Here is a 12657-nt window from a genome sequence, read left to right on the forward strand (position 1 = left end):
CAAGAGTCAAGAGTCAAGAGTCAAGAGTCTTGATTCTTGATTCTCCTCAGGGTGCCAGGCACACCAGCCACACGACCCGTTCCATCAACAGGCCGGGGCGCGTTTCGTTCTCGACCATGGTGACACCGAGTTCTACCCGCTGACCCCGCCCTACGCAGGTGGCAGGGGGCTCGTTCCACGGTCCGTCTTCGACCCGCCAGATTGCGTGCGTGACGTCGTAGGCCTCGCCCGCGGTGGCGTCTCGGTCGGAATTCAGCCCGATCTCTATCTGCTCGCCGATCTGTTCCACAATCACCGCGTAGCCCACGGTCGACTCGATCTCGAGTGAAGTCGAGGGGGTGTCACCCCCGCACGCCGCGGCCACTGCGACCAGGGCAATCGCGAGGAGTCGTCGCATACCGGCTGAGGCTAGTCGCGGGTCGGGAGAGTCCCTGGAAGAGGACCGCCGGGAATGGGGCACACCCCCGCTCCTTACACTTGTGCGATGGCAAGCAGCAAGTTTCACATCGGTGGAGACATCGACCCGGGCTCAGGCGAACGAACCGGTGAGGTCACTGCGTACGCTCCCGGCGACCTGACCACCCACGGCGTCATCGTGGGGATGACAGGCTCGGGGAAGACCGGGCTCGGGATCATCTACCTCGAAGAAGCGCTTCGTGCCGGGATTCCCGCCCTCATCCTGGACCCCAAGGGCGACATGACGAACCTCCTGCTCACGTTTCCCAACCTCGCCCCCGCCGACTTCGCCCCGTGGGTAGACCCCGCCGAAGCAGAGCGGTCGGGGATCACGGTGGAAGCGCTGGCCGAGAAGACCGCAACCCTGTGGAAGGAGGGCTTGGAGTCGTGGGACCTTGGGGGTGCGGACATCGCCGATCTCCGCGCCGCGGCCGGGTTCACCATCTATACCCCCGGGTCCACGGCGGGAGTACCCATCAACGTGCTGGGGTCCCTTGCCGCGCCGAAGGTCGACTGGGATGAAGAAGCCGAGACCGCCCGCGACGAGATCGAGGGCCTCGTCTCGGGAATGCTCGCACTCGTCGGAGTCGCCGCCGACCCACTGTCCGGGCGCGAGCACATTCTGGTATCGAACATCATCGAACAGGCTTGGCGCGACGGCGACGACCTCACGATCGAAAACCTCATCGCCCGGGTGCACCGCCCCCCGATGCGAAAACTGGGGGTGTTCGAGATCGACACCTTCTTCCCCGAGAAAGACCGGCTGGCGTTGGCGATGCGCCTCAACACGCTGGTGGCCTCTCCGTCCTTTGCCGAGTGGCGGGCCGGTCCCCCGCTCGACCCCGCGAGGTTGCTCTGGTCGGAAGACGGCAAGCCGCAGGCATCGATCATCTACCTCGCCCACCTGTCCGACGAGGAACGCCAGTTCGTCGTCACCACCGTTCTCGGCCGACTGGTCACCTGGATGCGGTCGCAACCGGGTTCGAGCGACCTACGGGCAATCGTCTACATGGACGAGGTAGTCGGGTTCGTCCCCCCCACCGCCATGCCCCCGGCCAAGAAGCCGATCCTCACCCTCATGAAGCAGGCCCGCGCCTTCGGGATCGGCATGCTCCTCTCGACCCAGAACCCGGTCGATCTCGACTACAAGGCAATGTCGAACGCCGGCACCTGGCTGATCGGGCGACTACAGACCGAGCGGGACAAGGCTCGGATCCTCGAGGCACTGCAGACCGCCAGCGGCGACGCCGACGTGGCCACGCTCGACAAGATCATCACCGGCCTCGGCAAACGGCAATTCCTGCTCCACACCACCAAGGGCTCGAAGCCAAAGGTGTTCACCACAAGATGGGCGATGTCCTATCTGCGCGGTCCGCTCACCCGGGACGAGGTGACGCGCCTCGTCGGCGACGACAAGCGCCGCTCCGAGTCGTCACCGCCAGCGAGTCCACAGCAATCGTCCGACAGCACCCCGATGGCGCCGAAGGTGGCGTCGGGCATCCCCGCTAAGCATCTCGATCCCGCCGCGACCTGGGCACGGGATGTCGGGGCTCACCCGGGAGCGAACCGACTTGAACCGGCTCTCGCGGTCCGGGTACATCTCACGTTCGACGACACGACGGCGGCCGTCGATCATGAAGAGGAGTGGGAGGCTGTGTACTTCCCGTTGGCGGCGCGATTCGATCCGGAAGCTGCGACCGCGGTAGACCACGACGACCGCGACTTCATCGAAGATGCCCCCAGCGGAGCGGAGTACCTGGTCGGCGACGCTCCGATCGGCGACTCGAAGTACTTCACCGAGGCGAAGGCGGCGATCCAGGCCCACCTGCTCCGCGGCCGTTCGGTCGAGGTATATCGGAACGCTGCACTGAAGCTGTTCGGCCGCGTCGGCGAGTCCCGGAACGAATTCGACCAGAGATGCGCGGCAGCCGTCGAGGAAAGGGTCGACGCGGAGGTGGCCAAATTGCGTGATCGGTACGCCGCCCGGATCGATCGGGCGCGCGATGAAATCGAGACCGCCAATCGCAAAGTCGAAGACGCCCGCCTCGACGTAGAAACCCGCAAGCAGGAAGAGGTCATGTCGGGGGCGGGCACTGTCATCGGGGTCCTCCTCGGGCAGAGGAGAACCACCTCCCTGTCGACAGCTGCGTCGAAGCGGTCGATGACCCGCAAGGCCGAGCAGCGGCTCGGATCCGCAGAGGCCAAAGCCGCCAAAGAGGTGGCAGATGTCGACGAGTTGGAGGCCGACCTCGAAGGGGATTTTACCGAGATCACCGAGCGCTGGCACAAGGCGGCCGAGGACACCGAAACCTTGGAGATCGGCCTGGAGAAGACCGACATCGTGGTCGAATCACCCGTTCTGGTGTGGATACCGGTCAAGCAATAGCCGATAGTCGAGTCGACAGGTCCCCCTGCGGGAGGCGTGGCCGGCCCGGGGGCCGGCCCAAGGCGGCCGGAGGCCGCCCGGAGGCTGGAACACTTTCGCTAAACCAGGTCGCGAAATCTGCCGAAAAACTGGGATATGACCGCTTCCGTCACCACCCTGCGCACCGATACCGCCCGAATCTCGCTCGTCCGCATCGACGAGAAGACCGAAGAGCACCGCGCCGAGGTGCAGGTGATCCTCCATTGGGATGGCGATGACCACGTCGGCGAATCGGCCGGTGATCCCGCCGCCGGGGTCCGCCCTCGCCTGGTCGCCGCTGCAACCCTGCGGGCCGTCGAGTTGATCGACGATTTCGAGTTCCGCCTCGTAGACGCCTCGACCACCCGGTCGGGGGGATCCGACATCGCGCTGGTGACCGTCCACGAGCCCGAAAGCAACCGCCCCCTGGTGGGAACCGCCGTGGTCGATGAGGACAACCGGCAGGTGGCCTTCGCCAAGGCGACGCTTGACGCGGTGAATCGCCGCATCCTGCAACACGTCTGAGCGCAGGGGTCCCCGCTACTCTCCGATGTCGTGGCTACTCGACCGATCATCGTCTCCATCGAAGATGACACCGACGGTGAGGACACCCGCGTCACGGTGACACTCTCCTGGGGCGATCGTGATTGGCATGGCCAGGCCGTGGGTTCGGCCGCAAGCCGGCCCCGCCTGGCCGGTGAAGCAACCCTCGACGCAGTGACCCACCTCGCCGAGAAGGCGCCCAGCCTCGAACTCCTCGCCCTCGCCACCACCGACCTGGGGGCCGCCCGGATCGCACTCGCCCAGGTTCGCTACGGACCCGGAGAGATCCTGGTCGGCAGCGCGGTCCAGGGCGAAGTCGACGACCGACTGGCGGCGGCACGGGCTGTCATGGACGCCATCAATCGGAGGTTGACGACCGTCCTGTGAGGTGGGCGATGAACGGACTCAGTCGCCGGGGGGCTCACCCAGAATCGCCCACAGGATGTCCCGGATGCTGACGATCCCGAGCAATTCGCCGTCCTCCATCACCGGCATGTGGCGATAGCCGACCTCGAGCAGCCAACGAGCGGCCTCTTCGACCTCGACATCGGGCGAGAACGTGTCGGGCGCTTCGGCCATCCACTCGGCCACCGTGTCGACCTCGGTGTCGGCCCCCTCGGCGACGGCACGCACCAGGTCTCGCTCCGTGATGATTCCGACGAGCGCCCGATCGACGATGACTCCGAGGCTGCCCACGCCCGCCTCGACGAGCGCCTCGGCGGCATCGCCGATCGTCGCCTCGCTTCCAATCACCGTTGCCGAGCCACCCACGAGTGCTCCGAGTTTCATCGAACGCTCCCGAGTAGGACACCTGTCAGGCTAGTGGGGCCATTGAGGACGTAGTCCAGATGAACTGGCTCCTGCTACCGCTCCTGCCCCAGCCAGATCGCGGCACCCGCCGGAAACGCGCTCTGGCGGGAGCCGTGGCCGGAGCTGTGGCCTTTCCTAAACGAGATCCTGTTCGCGGATGCCGAAGGAGGGGTGGCGGAGGCGGCAGAGGGCGAGTTTCTCGAGTTGACGGATGCGCTCGCGGGTGAGGTTGAACTCCTCGCCGATCTCCTCGAGCGTCCGGGGGACGCCGTCGAGGAAGCCGTAGCGCAGCGCGAGGATCCGGCCTTCCCGATCGGGAAGTCGGGAGATCGAGCGGCGCAGACTGTCGGCGATGTCGCCTTCCTCAGTGACTCGGACCGGGTCGACAGCATCCTCATCCTCGATGAAGTCGCCGAGCTGGGCGCCGTCTTCTCCGACCGGCTGTTCGAGCGACACCGTGTCGGCGACCCCGAGTGCGAGCTCGACCTTGTCGACCGTCACCCCGGCTTCTTCGGCGATCTCCGCCGGCTTGGGATCGCGGCCGAGCTCGGCCTTGAGGCTCGCCTGGGCAGCTCGAACCGCTGCCAGGGTGTCGTGCAAATGAACCGGAATACGGACCGTACGGGACTTGTCGGCGATCGCCCGAGTGATCGCCTGGCGGATCCACCAGGTGGCATACGTGGAGAACTTGAAGCCCTTGCGCCAGTCGAACTTCTCGACCGCGCGGATGAGGCCCAGGTTGCCTTCCTGGATGAGGTCGAGGAAGTCGATGCCCGACGTGTTGGCGTACCGACGGGCATTGGCGACCACCAGGCGGAGGTTGGCGGTGAGGAAGTCGTCCTTGGCCTGACGTCCGAGGCGCACGAGTCGCTTGAGCTCGACCTCCTCGGTCTTGCCCTTGAAGTCACGTTCCTCGAGACGCTTCTGAGCCTCTTCGCCCAATTCGATTTTCTGGGCGAATTCGACCTCGAGCTCCGCGGTCAGGAGCTCGTACTCGCCGATCGCGGTGAGATACTGGCTGACCAGGTCGGTGGTGAGCCTGCCGCGCTCGTCGGTGAGCTTGTTTCGGTCACGGTCGCGCCGCGTCTTCGCAACTGCCATTCGTTTCGTGTCCTCTCGGTGGGGGCCGTTGAACGGGCCCCTCGTCGTCATCCTGAAATCGTCGACCGGCTCGAAGCGGGCCGGAACGGAGGGCGCTCGTGAACTATTTCACAAGCTGGAACTCTCGCTCACTATGTCACAGTGCGCCGGTCTTGTGAACCCCCCAATCCGTCGAGAAAATCCCCCATTTTCGCGTTTTTCCGAACCAGCATCCGCCTTCCGCCTTCCGCCTTCCGCCTTCCGCAAGAGTCGCCCGCCAGTGTCCGCACCACGGAGTGAGCGTCGCGGTTTCGCCGGGTCGGCCGAAGGCCGGCCTTCGCCCTTCGCCCCTCTCTCGACTTTGCCTTTCGCCAACCACTTAGGCTCGGTGCCATGCGCAATCGGCTCTCCGAGGCCAACTCGCCGTATCTGCTCCAGCACCAGGGGAACCCGGTCGCCTGGTACGAGTGGGGTGCCGCGGCGTTCGCCGAGGCGCAGCAGCGGGAGGTCCCGGTGCTGTTGTCGGTGGGTTATGCCTCCTGCCATTGGTGTCACGTGATGGCGCACGAGTCCTTCGAGGACGAGGCGACTGCGGCCCTGATGAACGACCTCTTCGTGAACGTGAAGGTCGACCGTGAGGAGCGGCCCGACGTCGATCGCATCTACATGGACGCGGTGCAGACGATGTCGGGCAGGGGCGGCTGGCCGATGACGGTGTTTCTCACTCCGGCAGGAGAGCCCTTCTACGCCGGCACCTACTTCCCCAAGACCGAGCGCGGCGGGATGCCCTCGTTCACCCGGGTACTGCAGGCGGTGTCCGACGCGTGGGTGACCAAGCGCGAGGAGGTGGAAGGGCACGCGGCGGCATTGAGGCAGGCCATCGCCGCTCCGCAGATCCCGGCCGGAGACGCGGGGCCTGGACGCGAGTCCCTCGTACGGGCGGTCGAGGCCCTCGCCACCCAATTCGACCCGGTAGACGGTGGATTCGGTCCCGCCCCCAAGTTCCCCCAGAGCCCGACGCTCGAGTTCCTGCTGCGGGCCGCCCGGCGGCCGTGGGCGCCCCAAGCCGAGCAGATGCTCGTGAAGACGCTGCAGACGATGGCGCATGGTGGTATCCACGACCGGATCGGGGGCGGCTTTTCTCGGTACTCGGTGGATGCCCGATGGCTGGTCCCCCACTTCGAGAAGATGCTCTATGACAACGCCCTCCTCGCCCGGGTCTATGCACGGGCCTGGCAGCTGACCGGGAACCCCCTCTTCGAATCGGTGGCGCGCGACACGATCGAGTACATGCTGCGGGACCTCGCCCTCCCCGCCGGCGGCTTCGCGTCGGGCGAGGACGCCGACTCGGAGGGCGAAGAGGGCAAGTTCTACGTCTTCAGCCACGACGAGGTGGCGCGAGCCGCTGGTGACGGTGCCGGACCGGTGATGCGAGTTCTCGGGGTCACCGAAGAGGGCAACTTCGAGGGTCGATCGATCCTTCATCAGGCAGAGGCACCCGCAGTGGTCGCCGCCGAGTTCGGCCTGGAGGCAACGGAACTTGCCGATTTGATGGCGGCAACCGAGACTTCCCTGCGAGCAGTGAGAGCGACCAGGATCCGGCCCGGGCTCGACGACAAGGCTGTCTGCGCCTGGAACGCCTTTGCGATCACGGCCCTGGCTGAAGCGGGGACGGTGCTCGGCGAACCCGACTACCTGCGAGCCGCCGAGAGGACCGCACGCTTCATTCTCGATGAGATGCGGCGGCCCGACGGCCGCCTCATCCGCGCTCGGCGCCAGCGCAGGGGCGACATCCCGGCTTTCTGTGACGACTACGCCGCCAGCGCGGTGGCGCTGTTCACGCTGTTTCAGGCAACCGGCGACGTCCAGTGGTACCGGGAGGCAGCCCATCTCACCGAAGAGATGGTCCGGCTCTTCCGCGACGATGCCGACGGCCTCTTCTTCGCCACCGGCACGGATGCCGAGGAGCTGATTGCCCGGCCAAAGAATCTGTTCGACAACCCCACGCCGTCGGACAACTCGCTGGCCGCCGAGGCGATGCAGCACATGGCCGCCTTCACCGGCGACCCGGCCTGGTCGGATCGCGTCGATGCGGTACTGCGGGGGGCGTCCGGGTTGATCGATCGATACCCGGGTGGTGCCGGGCACTTCCTCGGTGTCGCCCTGGTCCAGCATGCTCCACCATACGAGATCGCCCTGGTAGGCCCCGGAGCAACCGGCCTCGCCCAGATCGTGCGGGACCGCTACCGACCCGAGATTTTTCTGGCGTTCTCCGAATCGCCGACCGCCGACGTTCCGCTGCTGGCCGATCGTCCGGTCATCGGCGAAGTAGCCACTGCATATGTCTGTCGTGGCTTCGTGTGCGACTCTCCCACCACCGACCCCCGTGCACTCGAAGCCGCCCTTGAAAGAAACTTCTAACAATCCCTTGGTTTCCCAATAACCGGCCCGGTCTAGATTCAGGGACATATGGAAAAGGAAACCGGCGGGTACTTGCGTCGCGCCGGTGTCGTCCTCGGCATCGGCGTCCTGGTGGTCCTCGGGTGGACCGGCTTCCGCCTGTGGAAGGCATGGTCCGACGTCGACCGGGTCGGATTCGATCCCTCGGCCGCCCGGGCTGCTCTCGAAGGCACCGATCCCGCGCGGGTGGACTACCTGCCGATTCCTGATGAAGACATCGCCGATGATCCCGGCCCGATCGTCGAAGGTGAACTCGCCCAGGAGGCCGACGCATACGCCAGGGCGAGATCCCGCAGCGTCAACGAAGCCGTCGAAGCGTTCCTCATCATCGGCAGCGACCAACGAGCCGAGATCGGCGCCAGCCGCCGCGCCGACGTGATCCTGCTGTTCGTGCTGCCTGCCGACGGAGGTGACCCGCTACTCATCTCGATCCCCCGCGACCTCTACCTGCCCAACCCCTGCAGCGGTGGATTGTCTCGGATCAACGCCAACCTCAACGGCTGCGGCGACTTCGCCACCGGTCCCGAGCAGCTCGCGGTGGCAGTCGAGGACTTCACCGGTATCGAGATCGACCACTTCGCGGTCTTCGACTTCGACGGGTTCAGGGCGATCATCGACCGCGTGGGCGGCGCAGAGGTGTGTAGCGAGCACCCGCTCCGGGATCTCAACGTGACTCCGACCCAGCTCCAGATTCCGGCCGGGTGCTCGACGATCGACGGCGACATGGCCCTGTCGTGGGTGCGGTCCCGCAAGACTCAGGAGCAGGTCAACGGCGTGTGGCGCACCCAAGCATCGGTCAACGATCTTGCCCGGAGCCAGCGACAGCAGGATCTGATCATCCAGGCGCTCGCCCGCCTCAAGGACTTCCGCGACATCTCGGAACTGACGGCACTGGTCGAGGAGCTCTCGGCGGCTTTCACCATCGACGATCGCCTCACCCTCGGCGAGGCGATCGGCACGGCCTGGAGTCTGCGATCACTCGACCTGACCCGGATCGTGCGTCCCGTGCTGGCGGTGGCCAACTTCATCGATCCGAACGGGGCATACGTGCTGGTCCCTTCGAAGTCATTCGAGGAAGTGGTCGTCGAAGCCGACCCGAGTGCGGCGGCGCTCTTCTCCTGATCCAGGGAAGGTCTCGCCGGAGGTGGCCCGACCGGTTCGCGAAGCCGATACTTAACGACGCCAACCCTTAGGATGGTGGGAAGAGGTCAGCCGTGGAACGACAGCCACCAGCCGGGCCCGGCGGGGGGGAGCCCTTCCCCTCCTTCGACCCCGACTTCACGCCTGCGCAACAGGCCCGCGGACCCGCTCCGCAGGCCAGGCCACCGCGCCCACAACAGCGCACCCCCGCACCTCGGCAAGCCGCACCTGCTCCGCGTCAACCGCGCCCGGGCGGGCGTCCTCCGCGGTCCTCAGGGGATCAGCCGAATCCGTGGCTGGTGGGCGCCGCCGTTGCCTCGGTGCTCGCCGCACTGAGCATCATCACCTTCGGCGTCTTCGGCGGGGAGTCCACGACCGCAGGAACGACGTCGACCACCGCGACGACCCTGCCCGGGACCGAGACGACCCTCCCCGTCGACGGGTCGACCACCCTCCCGGATGACGGTTCGAGCACCACCATTCCCGGTCAAACCACCATTCCCATGACCGGGGGCGGAACGATCACCCCGATCGGCGACCCCATCCTCCTCAGCGAGGTCAAGATGGCGGCGAGCGCCCTCGGCCCGCTCGAGTTCGGCCGGGACTCCGATCAGGTACTCGGCCGACTCGCCGCCACCTACGGTCAGCCCACCGATGACACGGGGTTCTTCGTCGGGGACGGGACATTCGGCGAGTGCCCGGGCGACTCGGTGCGGATCGTGAGTTGGGGCCCGCTCAGAGTCGCCTCCGTCGGCCCGGAGGGCACTGCCGACTTCGTCTCGTATCGCCTCGACCTCAGCTACGGCGGAATCACTTCACCCACCACCGACATCGCCACCCTCTCGGGGTTGCGGGTGGGCGACACCGTGGGCGACCTCAAGAGCATCTACGCGGGTTTCGCGATCGAGTACGTGGTCAACGACGACATCGGCGGACTGGTCTTTGAATTGCGCGAGAACCAGGCCGGCGACATCCTCCTCTGGGGCCCCGTCGACTCCCAGGCCGACGACGCCCTGGTGACGGGCATCTACTCCAAGGACCATTGCGAGACCGCAGACCCCGACCCCGACGCGTGACGAGGGTGCGCTAGCCGCCGCGACGCGATGGGAGCCGGTACAGGTGACCTCGCCGATCCCGCCCGACCGATTTGATGACCCCCGCTTCGCGCAAGCAATACGCGACCTCCTGGGCGAGATGTCGCGTGCGCTTCAGCCCGGTCGCCAGATCCCTTGTGGTGAACGGGTTCGGCATGTGATCCGGCAGCAGCGCCAGCAAGGCGCCCGGCGAGCCGAACTCGGTCGAGCCGAGTACGTCGACCAACCTTCGCTCCTCGATCACAAAACCCCCCTTGCGCCAGCCCTTCGTGGAGTCCGGCCGCCACATTTCCTCCTCCTCGGTCAGGAGGACCTCGAGCACGAAATTGGGATGGCTCAACAGTGTGGGGAACGACACAAGCTGAGCGCACACATCGGCGACGATTCCCCGCTTCGGGGAACGCCGGCGAGCCACCTCACCGCCCTCAGCATCCAGCTTCACGATCCATTTTACGGCCGCGATCGGGTGAACCAGACGCATCGAATGCCCGTCGAGCAATCGGTCGAACTTTCGCCTCATTGCCGCGAAGCCCCCGGTCTGGATCTCGATGAGGACCCCGGCTCGTACCAGGTCGACCACGAAGCCCTCGGTGGGGGCCTCGATCAGATCGCCCTCGCGTCGATACCAGTCCTTGAGGGCCGCGTGCAGCGGTTTCTCGTTGAGGGAGCCAATGGTCGTCACCGGGCGAGGTTACGAGGGACCGCGGCCGCACCCTGGGATCGAATGCGTCAACGCGGTGCCGGCGGGTCGTGACGCGGTGGGTATCGTGGGCCCTACTGGAGGGTGTCCATGTCTCAGCGGATCGTCCCGATGATCGCCTATGCAGACGGCCTCGCCGCCATCGACTTCCTGAAGGGGGCGTTCGGGTTTCAGGAGGACGAGAGCCAACGCTATGTGAATGACGACGAGTCGCTCGGCCACGCCGAATTGGAACTCGGTGGCGACCGGGTGATGCTGGCGACCCCCAACCCCCACTACGAAGGCCCCAAGCGTCACGGCGAGCACTGTGAGCCCGCCCGACGCTGGCTCGACAATCCGTGGGTGATCGACGGAGTGTTCGTCCAGGTCGACGACATCGACGCCCACTACGCACAGGCGCAGGAGGCCGGGGCGACAATCGTCCGCGCCCTCGCCGATTCCGGGTACGGGTTCCGGGTCTACACGGCTGAGGATCCTGAGGGCCACCGCTGGATGTTCGGTCAGCCCAGCTGAGAGCCCTCGGCGGATGACGATACTGACCTGATGACTGAAAAGAACGTGCTCGGGGGCGCGCTCGAACCCTGCGGATTCGAGCCCTTGACCGGCTTCTACCGCGACGGCTCCTGCAACACCGGGCCTGAGGATCTGGGGAGCCATACGATCTGCGCGGTCGTCACCCACGACTTCCTCGAGCACCAGAAATCGATCGGCAACGATCTCAGCACGCCGATGGCACGATTCCACTTCCCCGGCCTCAACCCCGGAGATCGCTGGTGTGTCACCGCCCGGAACTGGGCCAGGGCCCACCAGGACGGGGTGGCGGCGCCGGTGGTACTGGCCGCCACCAACGAGGCGGTGCTCGAGATGATCCCTCTAGAGATCCTGAGCGAATACGCAGTCGACGTTCCTGAAGACCTGAGGGGGATGGAGTAGAGAAGCCCCGGCTCCGGCTCCGGCCCCTGCCAGATAGGAGCCCAGCCACAGCCAGATCGAAGAGCTTGAGTTGGATTCCGGAGCGGGTGAACTGCCGCCGGTACGCTGGTTGTCGTGCCCCTTCGTCTCGTCGCTCATCAGGGGGGTTGGGATGAGATTCTGTTGCTCGCCCTTCCTGCCGTTGCTGTGATCCTGTGGGTCCGTTGGGCGGAGCGGCGCGCCCGCACCCGCCGGGAACAGGAGCCACCCGCCCCGCCAACTAACATCGCCGCCGACGCCGACGACTGAGGACCCACGTGCCCCGTCGAACCTTGTTCGCCATCTTCATCGGATCGCTCGTCGGGGCGCTGCTCGGCGTGGGGGTGCTCGCACTCGCCGCTTCGCGAGTTCTCGATGGCGGCCTGGGAGCGGTCGTCGATGGCTCCGGCGGGGCTACTCCGGTGTTCCAGGTCACTCAGGGGGCGATGTACCTGCTGGTGGCCGTGGCCGGGGCGGTCGGTGGAACGGTTCTCGGGCTGATCGGCTACGCCGTAGGGCATGAGGCCGCCCCTGACGAGCCCCGGTTCAGCCCCCTCCCCTTGGCGTTGATCGGCGCCGGAGTAGGCGCCACGATCGGATTCGCCGCCACCCGGGCGGCGGTGGGTGCAGGTGGTTCCATCGCGTTCGGGATCGTCAGCTTGTCTCCCTTCCGGGCGGCCCTGGTCGCGCTGATCGCGGGAGGCATCACCGGCGGGATCGTCGGCGGGACGGTCGAACGAATCTCACGCACCGAGGCTCTCGGCATCGGCGGCGAGGCCTGGCCCCGTAGCCCCGCAGCCTTCATGAAGGACGCAGTGACCGCGATGGGCCTCCCGTCCCTGGGGATCGCGCTCGGCGCGGGCATCATCTACGGGCTGAGCAGGGTCCTCCTCGAATCGGAAGCCGAAGTGGCCCTGATCGTCTTCGGCGGTGTCGCCGCCCTGATTCTCCTCGGCGCCGTCATCGCCACCAGACCAAGCAAGTAGTCCCCAGTCCCCAGTCCCCAGTCCCCAGTCAGA

At 66.4% G+C, this 12657-nt stretch carries 14 protein-coding genes; 10 read left to right on the forward strand and 4 right to left on the reverse strand.

Going from position 1 to position 12657, the window contains the following annotated elements; translation table 11 throughout:
- Positions 1–46 precede the first annotated feature (46 nt).
- Positions 47–397, reverse strand: a complete 351-nt coding sequence (locus WD184_02035; protein MEX0825528.1) for a hypothetical protein — start codon at positions 395–397, stop codon at positions 47–49.
- Between the two features lie 87 nt (positions 398–484).
- Here WD184_02035 and WD184_02040 point away from each other — a divergent pair, with 87 nt between their 5' ends.
- The 3 genes from WD184_02040 (at position 485) to WD184_02050 (ending at position 3790) form a co-directional block, all read left to right on the forward strand.
- On the forward strand, positions 485–2842 hold the full coding sequence (locus tag WD184_02040; protein ID MEX0825529.1) for a DUF87 domain-containing protein: 2358 nt from the start codon (positions 485–487) through the stop codon (positions 2840–2842).
- 135 nt (positions 2843–2977) lie between these two features.
- Positions 2978–3385, forward strand: coding sequence for a hypothetical protein (locus tag WD184_02045; protein MEX0825530.1), 408 nt, complete (start codon positions 2978–2980; stop codon positions 3383–3385).
- A gap of 30 nt (positions 3386–3415) precedes the next feature.
- Positions 3416–3790, forward strand: coding sequence for a hypothetical protein (locus WD184_02050; protein ID MEX0825531.1), 375 nt, complete (start codon positions 3416–3418; stop codon positions 3788–3790).
- 18 nt (positions 3791–3808) lie between these two features.
- On the opposite strand, the gene WD184_02055 is transcribed toward WD184_02050, so the two are convergent.
- Positions 3809–4192, reverse strand: coding sequence for a CBS domain-containing protein (locus WD184_02055; GenBank protein MEX0825532.1), 384 nt, complete (start codon positions 4190–4192; stop codon positions 3809–3811).
- Between the two features lie 156 nt (positions 4193–4348).
- A complete protein-coding gene (locus WD184_02060) occupies positions 4349–5365 on the reverse strand; it encodes a sigma-70 family RNA polymerase sigma factor (GenBank protein MEX0825533.1) in 1017 nt (338 codons plus the stop codon).
- Positions 5366–5686: 321 nt separating this feature from the next.
- Between WD184_02060 and WD184_02065 the strand changes: the two genes are divergently transcribed.
- From WD184_02065 to WD184_02075, 3 genes are all read left to right on the forward strand, one after another.
- Entirely contained in the window at positions 5687–7714 is a 2028-nt protein-coding gene (locus WD184_02065; GenBank protein MEX0825534.1) for a thioredoxin domain-containing protein, read from the forward strand.
- Positions 7715–7762: 48 nt separating this feature from the next.
- Positions 7763–8875, forward strand: a complete 1113-nt coding sequence (locus tag WD184_02070; GenBank protein ID MEX0825535.1) for an LCP family protein — start codon at positions 7763–7765, stop codon at positions 8873–8875.
- A gap of 317 nt (positions 8876–9192) precedes the next feature.
- Positions 9193–9969, forward strand: coding sequence for a hypothetical protein (locus tag WD184_02075; GenBank protein ID MEX0825536.1), 777 nt, complete (start codon positions 9193–9195; stop codon positions 9967–9969).
- Positions 9970–9979: 10 nt separating this feature from the next.
- Here WD184_02075 and WD184_02080 read toward each other — a convergent pair whose 3' ends face one another.
- The gene (locus WD184_02080; GenBank protein ID MEX0825537.1) at positions 9980–10669 is read right to left on the reverse strand and encodes a hypothetical protein; all 690 of its coding nucleotides are present in this window, start codon (positions 10667–10669) and stop codon (positions 9980–9982) included.
- A gap of 108 nt (positions 10670–10777) precedes the next feature.
- On the opposite strand from WD184_02080, the gene WD184_02085 reads away from it, so the two are divergent.
- The 4 genes from WD184_02085 (at position 10778) to WD184_02100 (ending at position 12624) form a co-directional block, all read left to right on the forward strand.
- The gene (locus WD184_02085; GenBank protein MEX0825538.1) at positions 10778–11200 is read left to right on the forward strand and encodes a VOC family protein; all 423 of its coding nucleotides are present in this window, start codon (positions 10778–10780) and stop codon (positions 11198–11200) included.
- A 30-nt stretch (positions 11201–11230) separates the two neighbouring features.
- Positions 11231–11620 carry a DUF2237 domain-containing protein gene (locus WD184_02090; GenBank protein ID MEX0825539.1) on the forward strand — a complete coding sequence of 130 codons (390 nt, stop codon included), beginning with the start codon at positions 11231–11233 and terminating at the stop codon, positions 11618–11620.
- A 114-nt stretch (positions 11621–11734) separates the two neighbouring features.
- A complete protein-coding gene (locus WD184_02095; protein ID MEX0825540.1) occupies positions 11735–11908 on the forward strand; it encodes a hypothetical protein in 174 nt (57 codons plus the stop codon).
- 8 nt (positions 11909–11916) lie between these two features.
- Positions 11917–12624 carry a hypothetical protein gene (locus WD184_02100; protein ID MEX0825541.1) on the forward strand — a complete coding sequence of 236 codons (708 nt, stop codon included), beginning with the start codon at positions 11917–11919 and terminating at the stop codon, positions 12622–12624.
- Positions 12625–12657 lie beyond the last annotated feature (33 nt).

Source organism: Acidimicrobiia bacterium, from assembly GCA_040878325.1.
Lineage (GTDB): Bacteria > Actinomycetota > Acidimicrobiia > Spongiisociales > UBA11373 > JAUYIV01.

Bases quoted from the DNA above. Each gene is read 5' to 3' on its own strand.
- WD184_02035 (MEX0825528.1), bottom strand. From the start codon at position 397: ATGCGACGACTCCTCGCGATTGCCCTGGTCGCAGTGGCCGCGGCGTGC.
- WD184_02040 (MEX0825529.1), top strand. From the start codon at position 485: ATGGCAAGCAGCAAGTTTCACATCGGTGGAGACATCGACCCGGGCTCA.
- WD184_02045 (MEX0825530.1), top strand. From the start codon at position 2,978: ATGACCGCTTCCGTCACCACCCTGCGCACCGATACCGCCCGAATCTCG.
- WD184_02055 (MEX0825532.1), bottom strand. From the start codon at position 4,192: ATGAAACTCGGAGCACTCGTGGGTGGCTCGGCAACGGTGATTGGAAGC.
- WD184_02060 (MEX0825533.1), bottom strand. From the start codon at position 5,365: ATGACGACGAGGGGCCCGTTCAACGGCCCCCACCGAGAGGACACGAAA.
- WD184_02065 (MEX0825534.1), top strand. From the start codon at position 5,687: ATGCGCAATCGGCTCTCCGAGGCCAACTCGCCGTATCTGCTCCAGCAC.
- WD184_02070 (MEX0825535.1), top strand. From the start codon at position 7,763: ATGGAAAAGGAAACCGGCGGGTACTTGCGTCGCGCCGGTGTCGTCCTC.
- WD184_02085 (MEX0825538.1), top strand. From the start codon at position 10,778: ATGTCTCAGCGGATCGTCCCGATGATCGCCTATGCAGACGGCCTCGCC.
- WD184_02090 (MEX0825539.1), top strand. From the start codon at position 11,231: ATGACTGAAAAGAACGTGCTCGGGGGCGCGCTCGAACCCTGCGGATTC.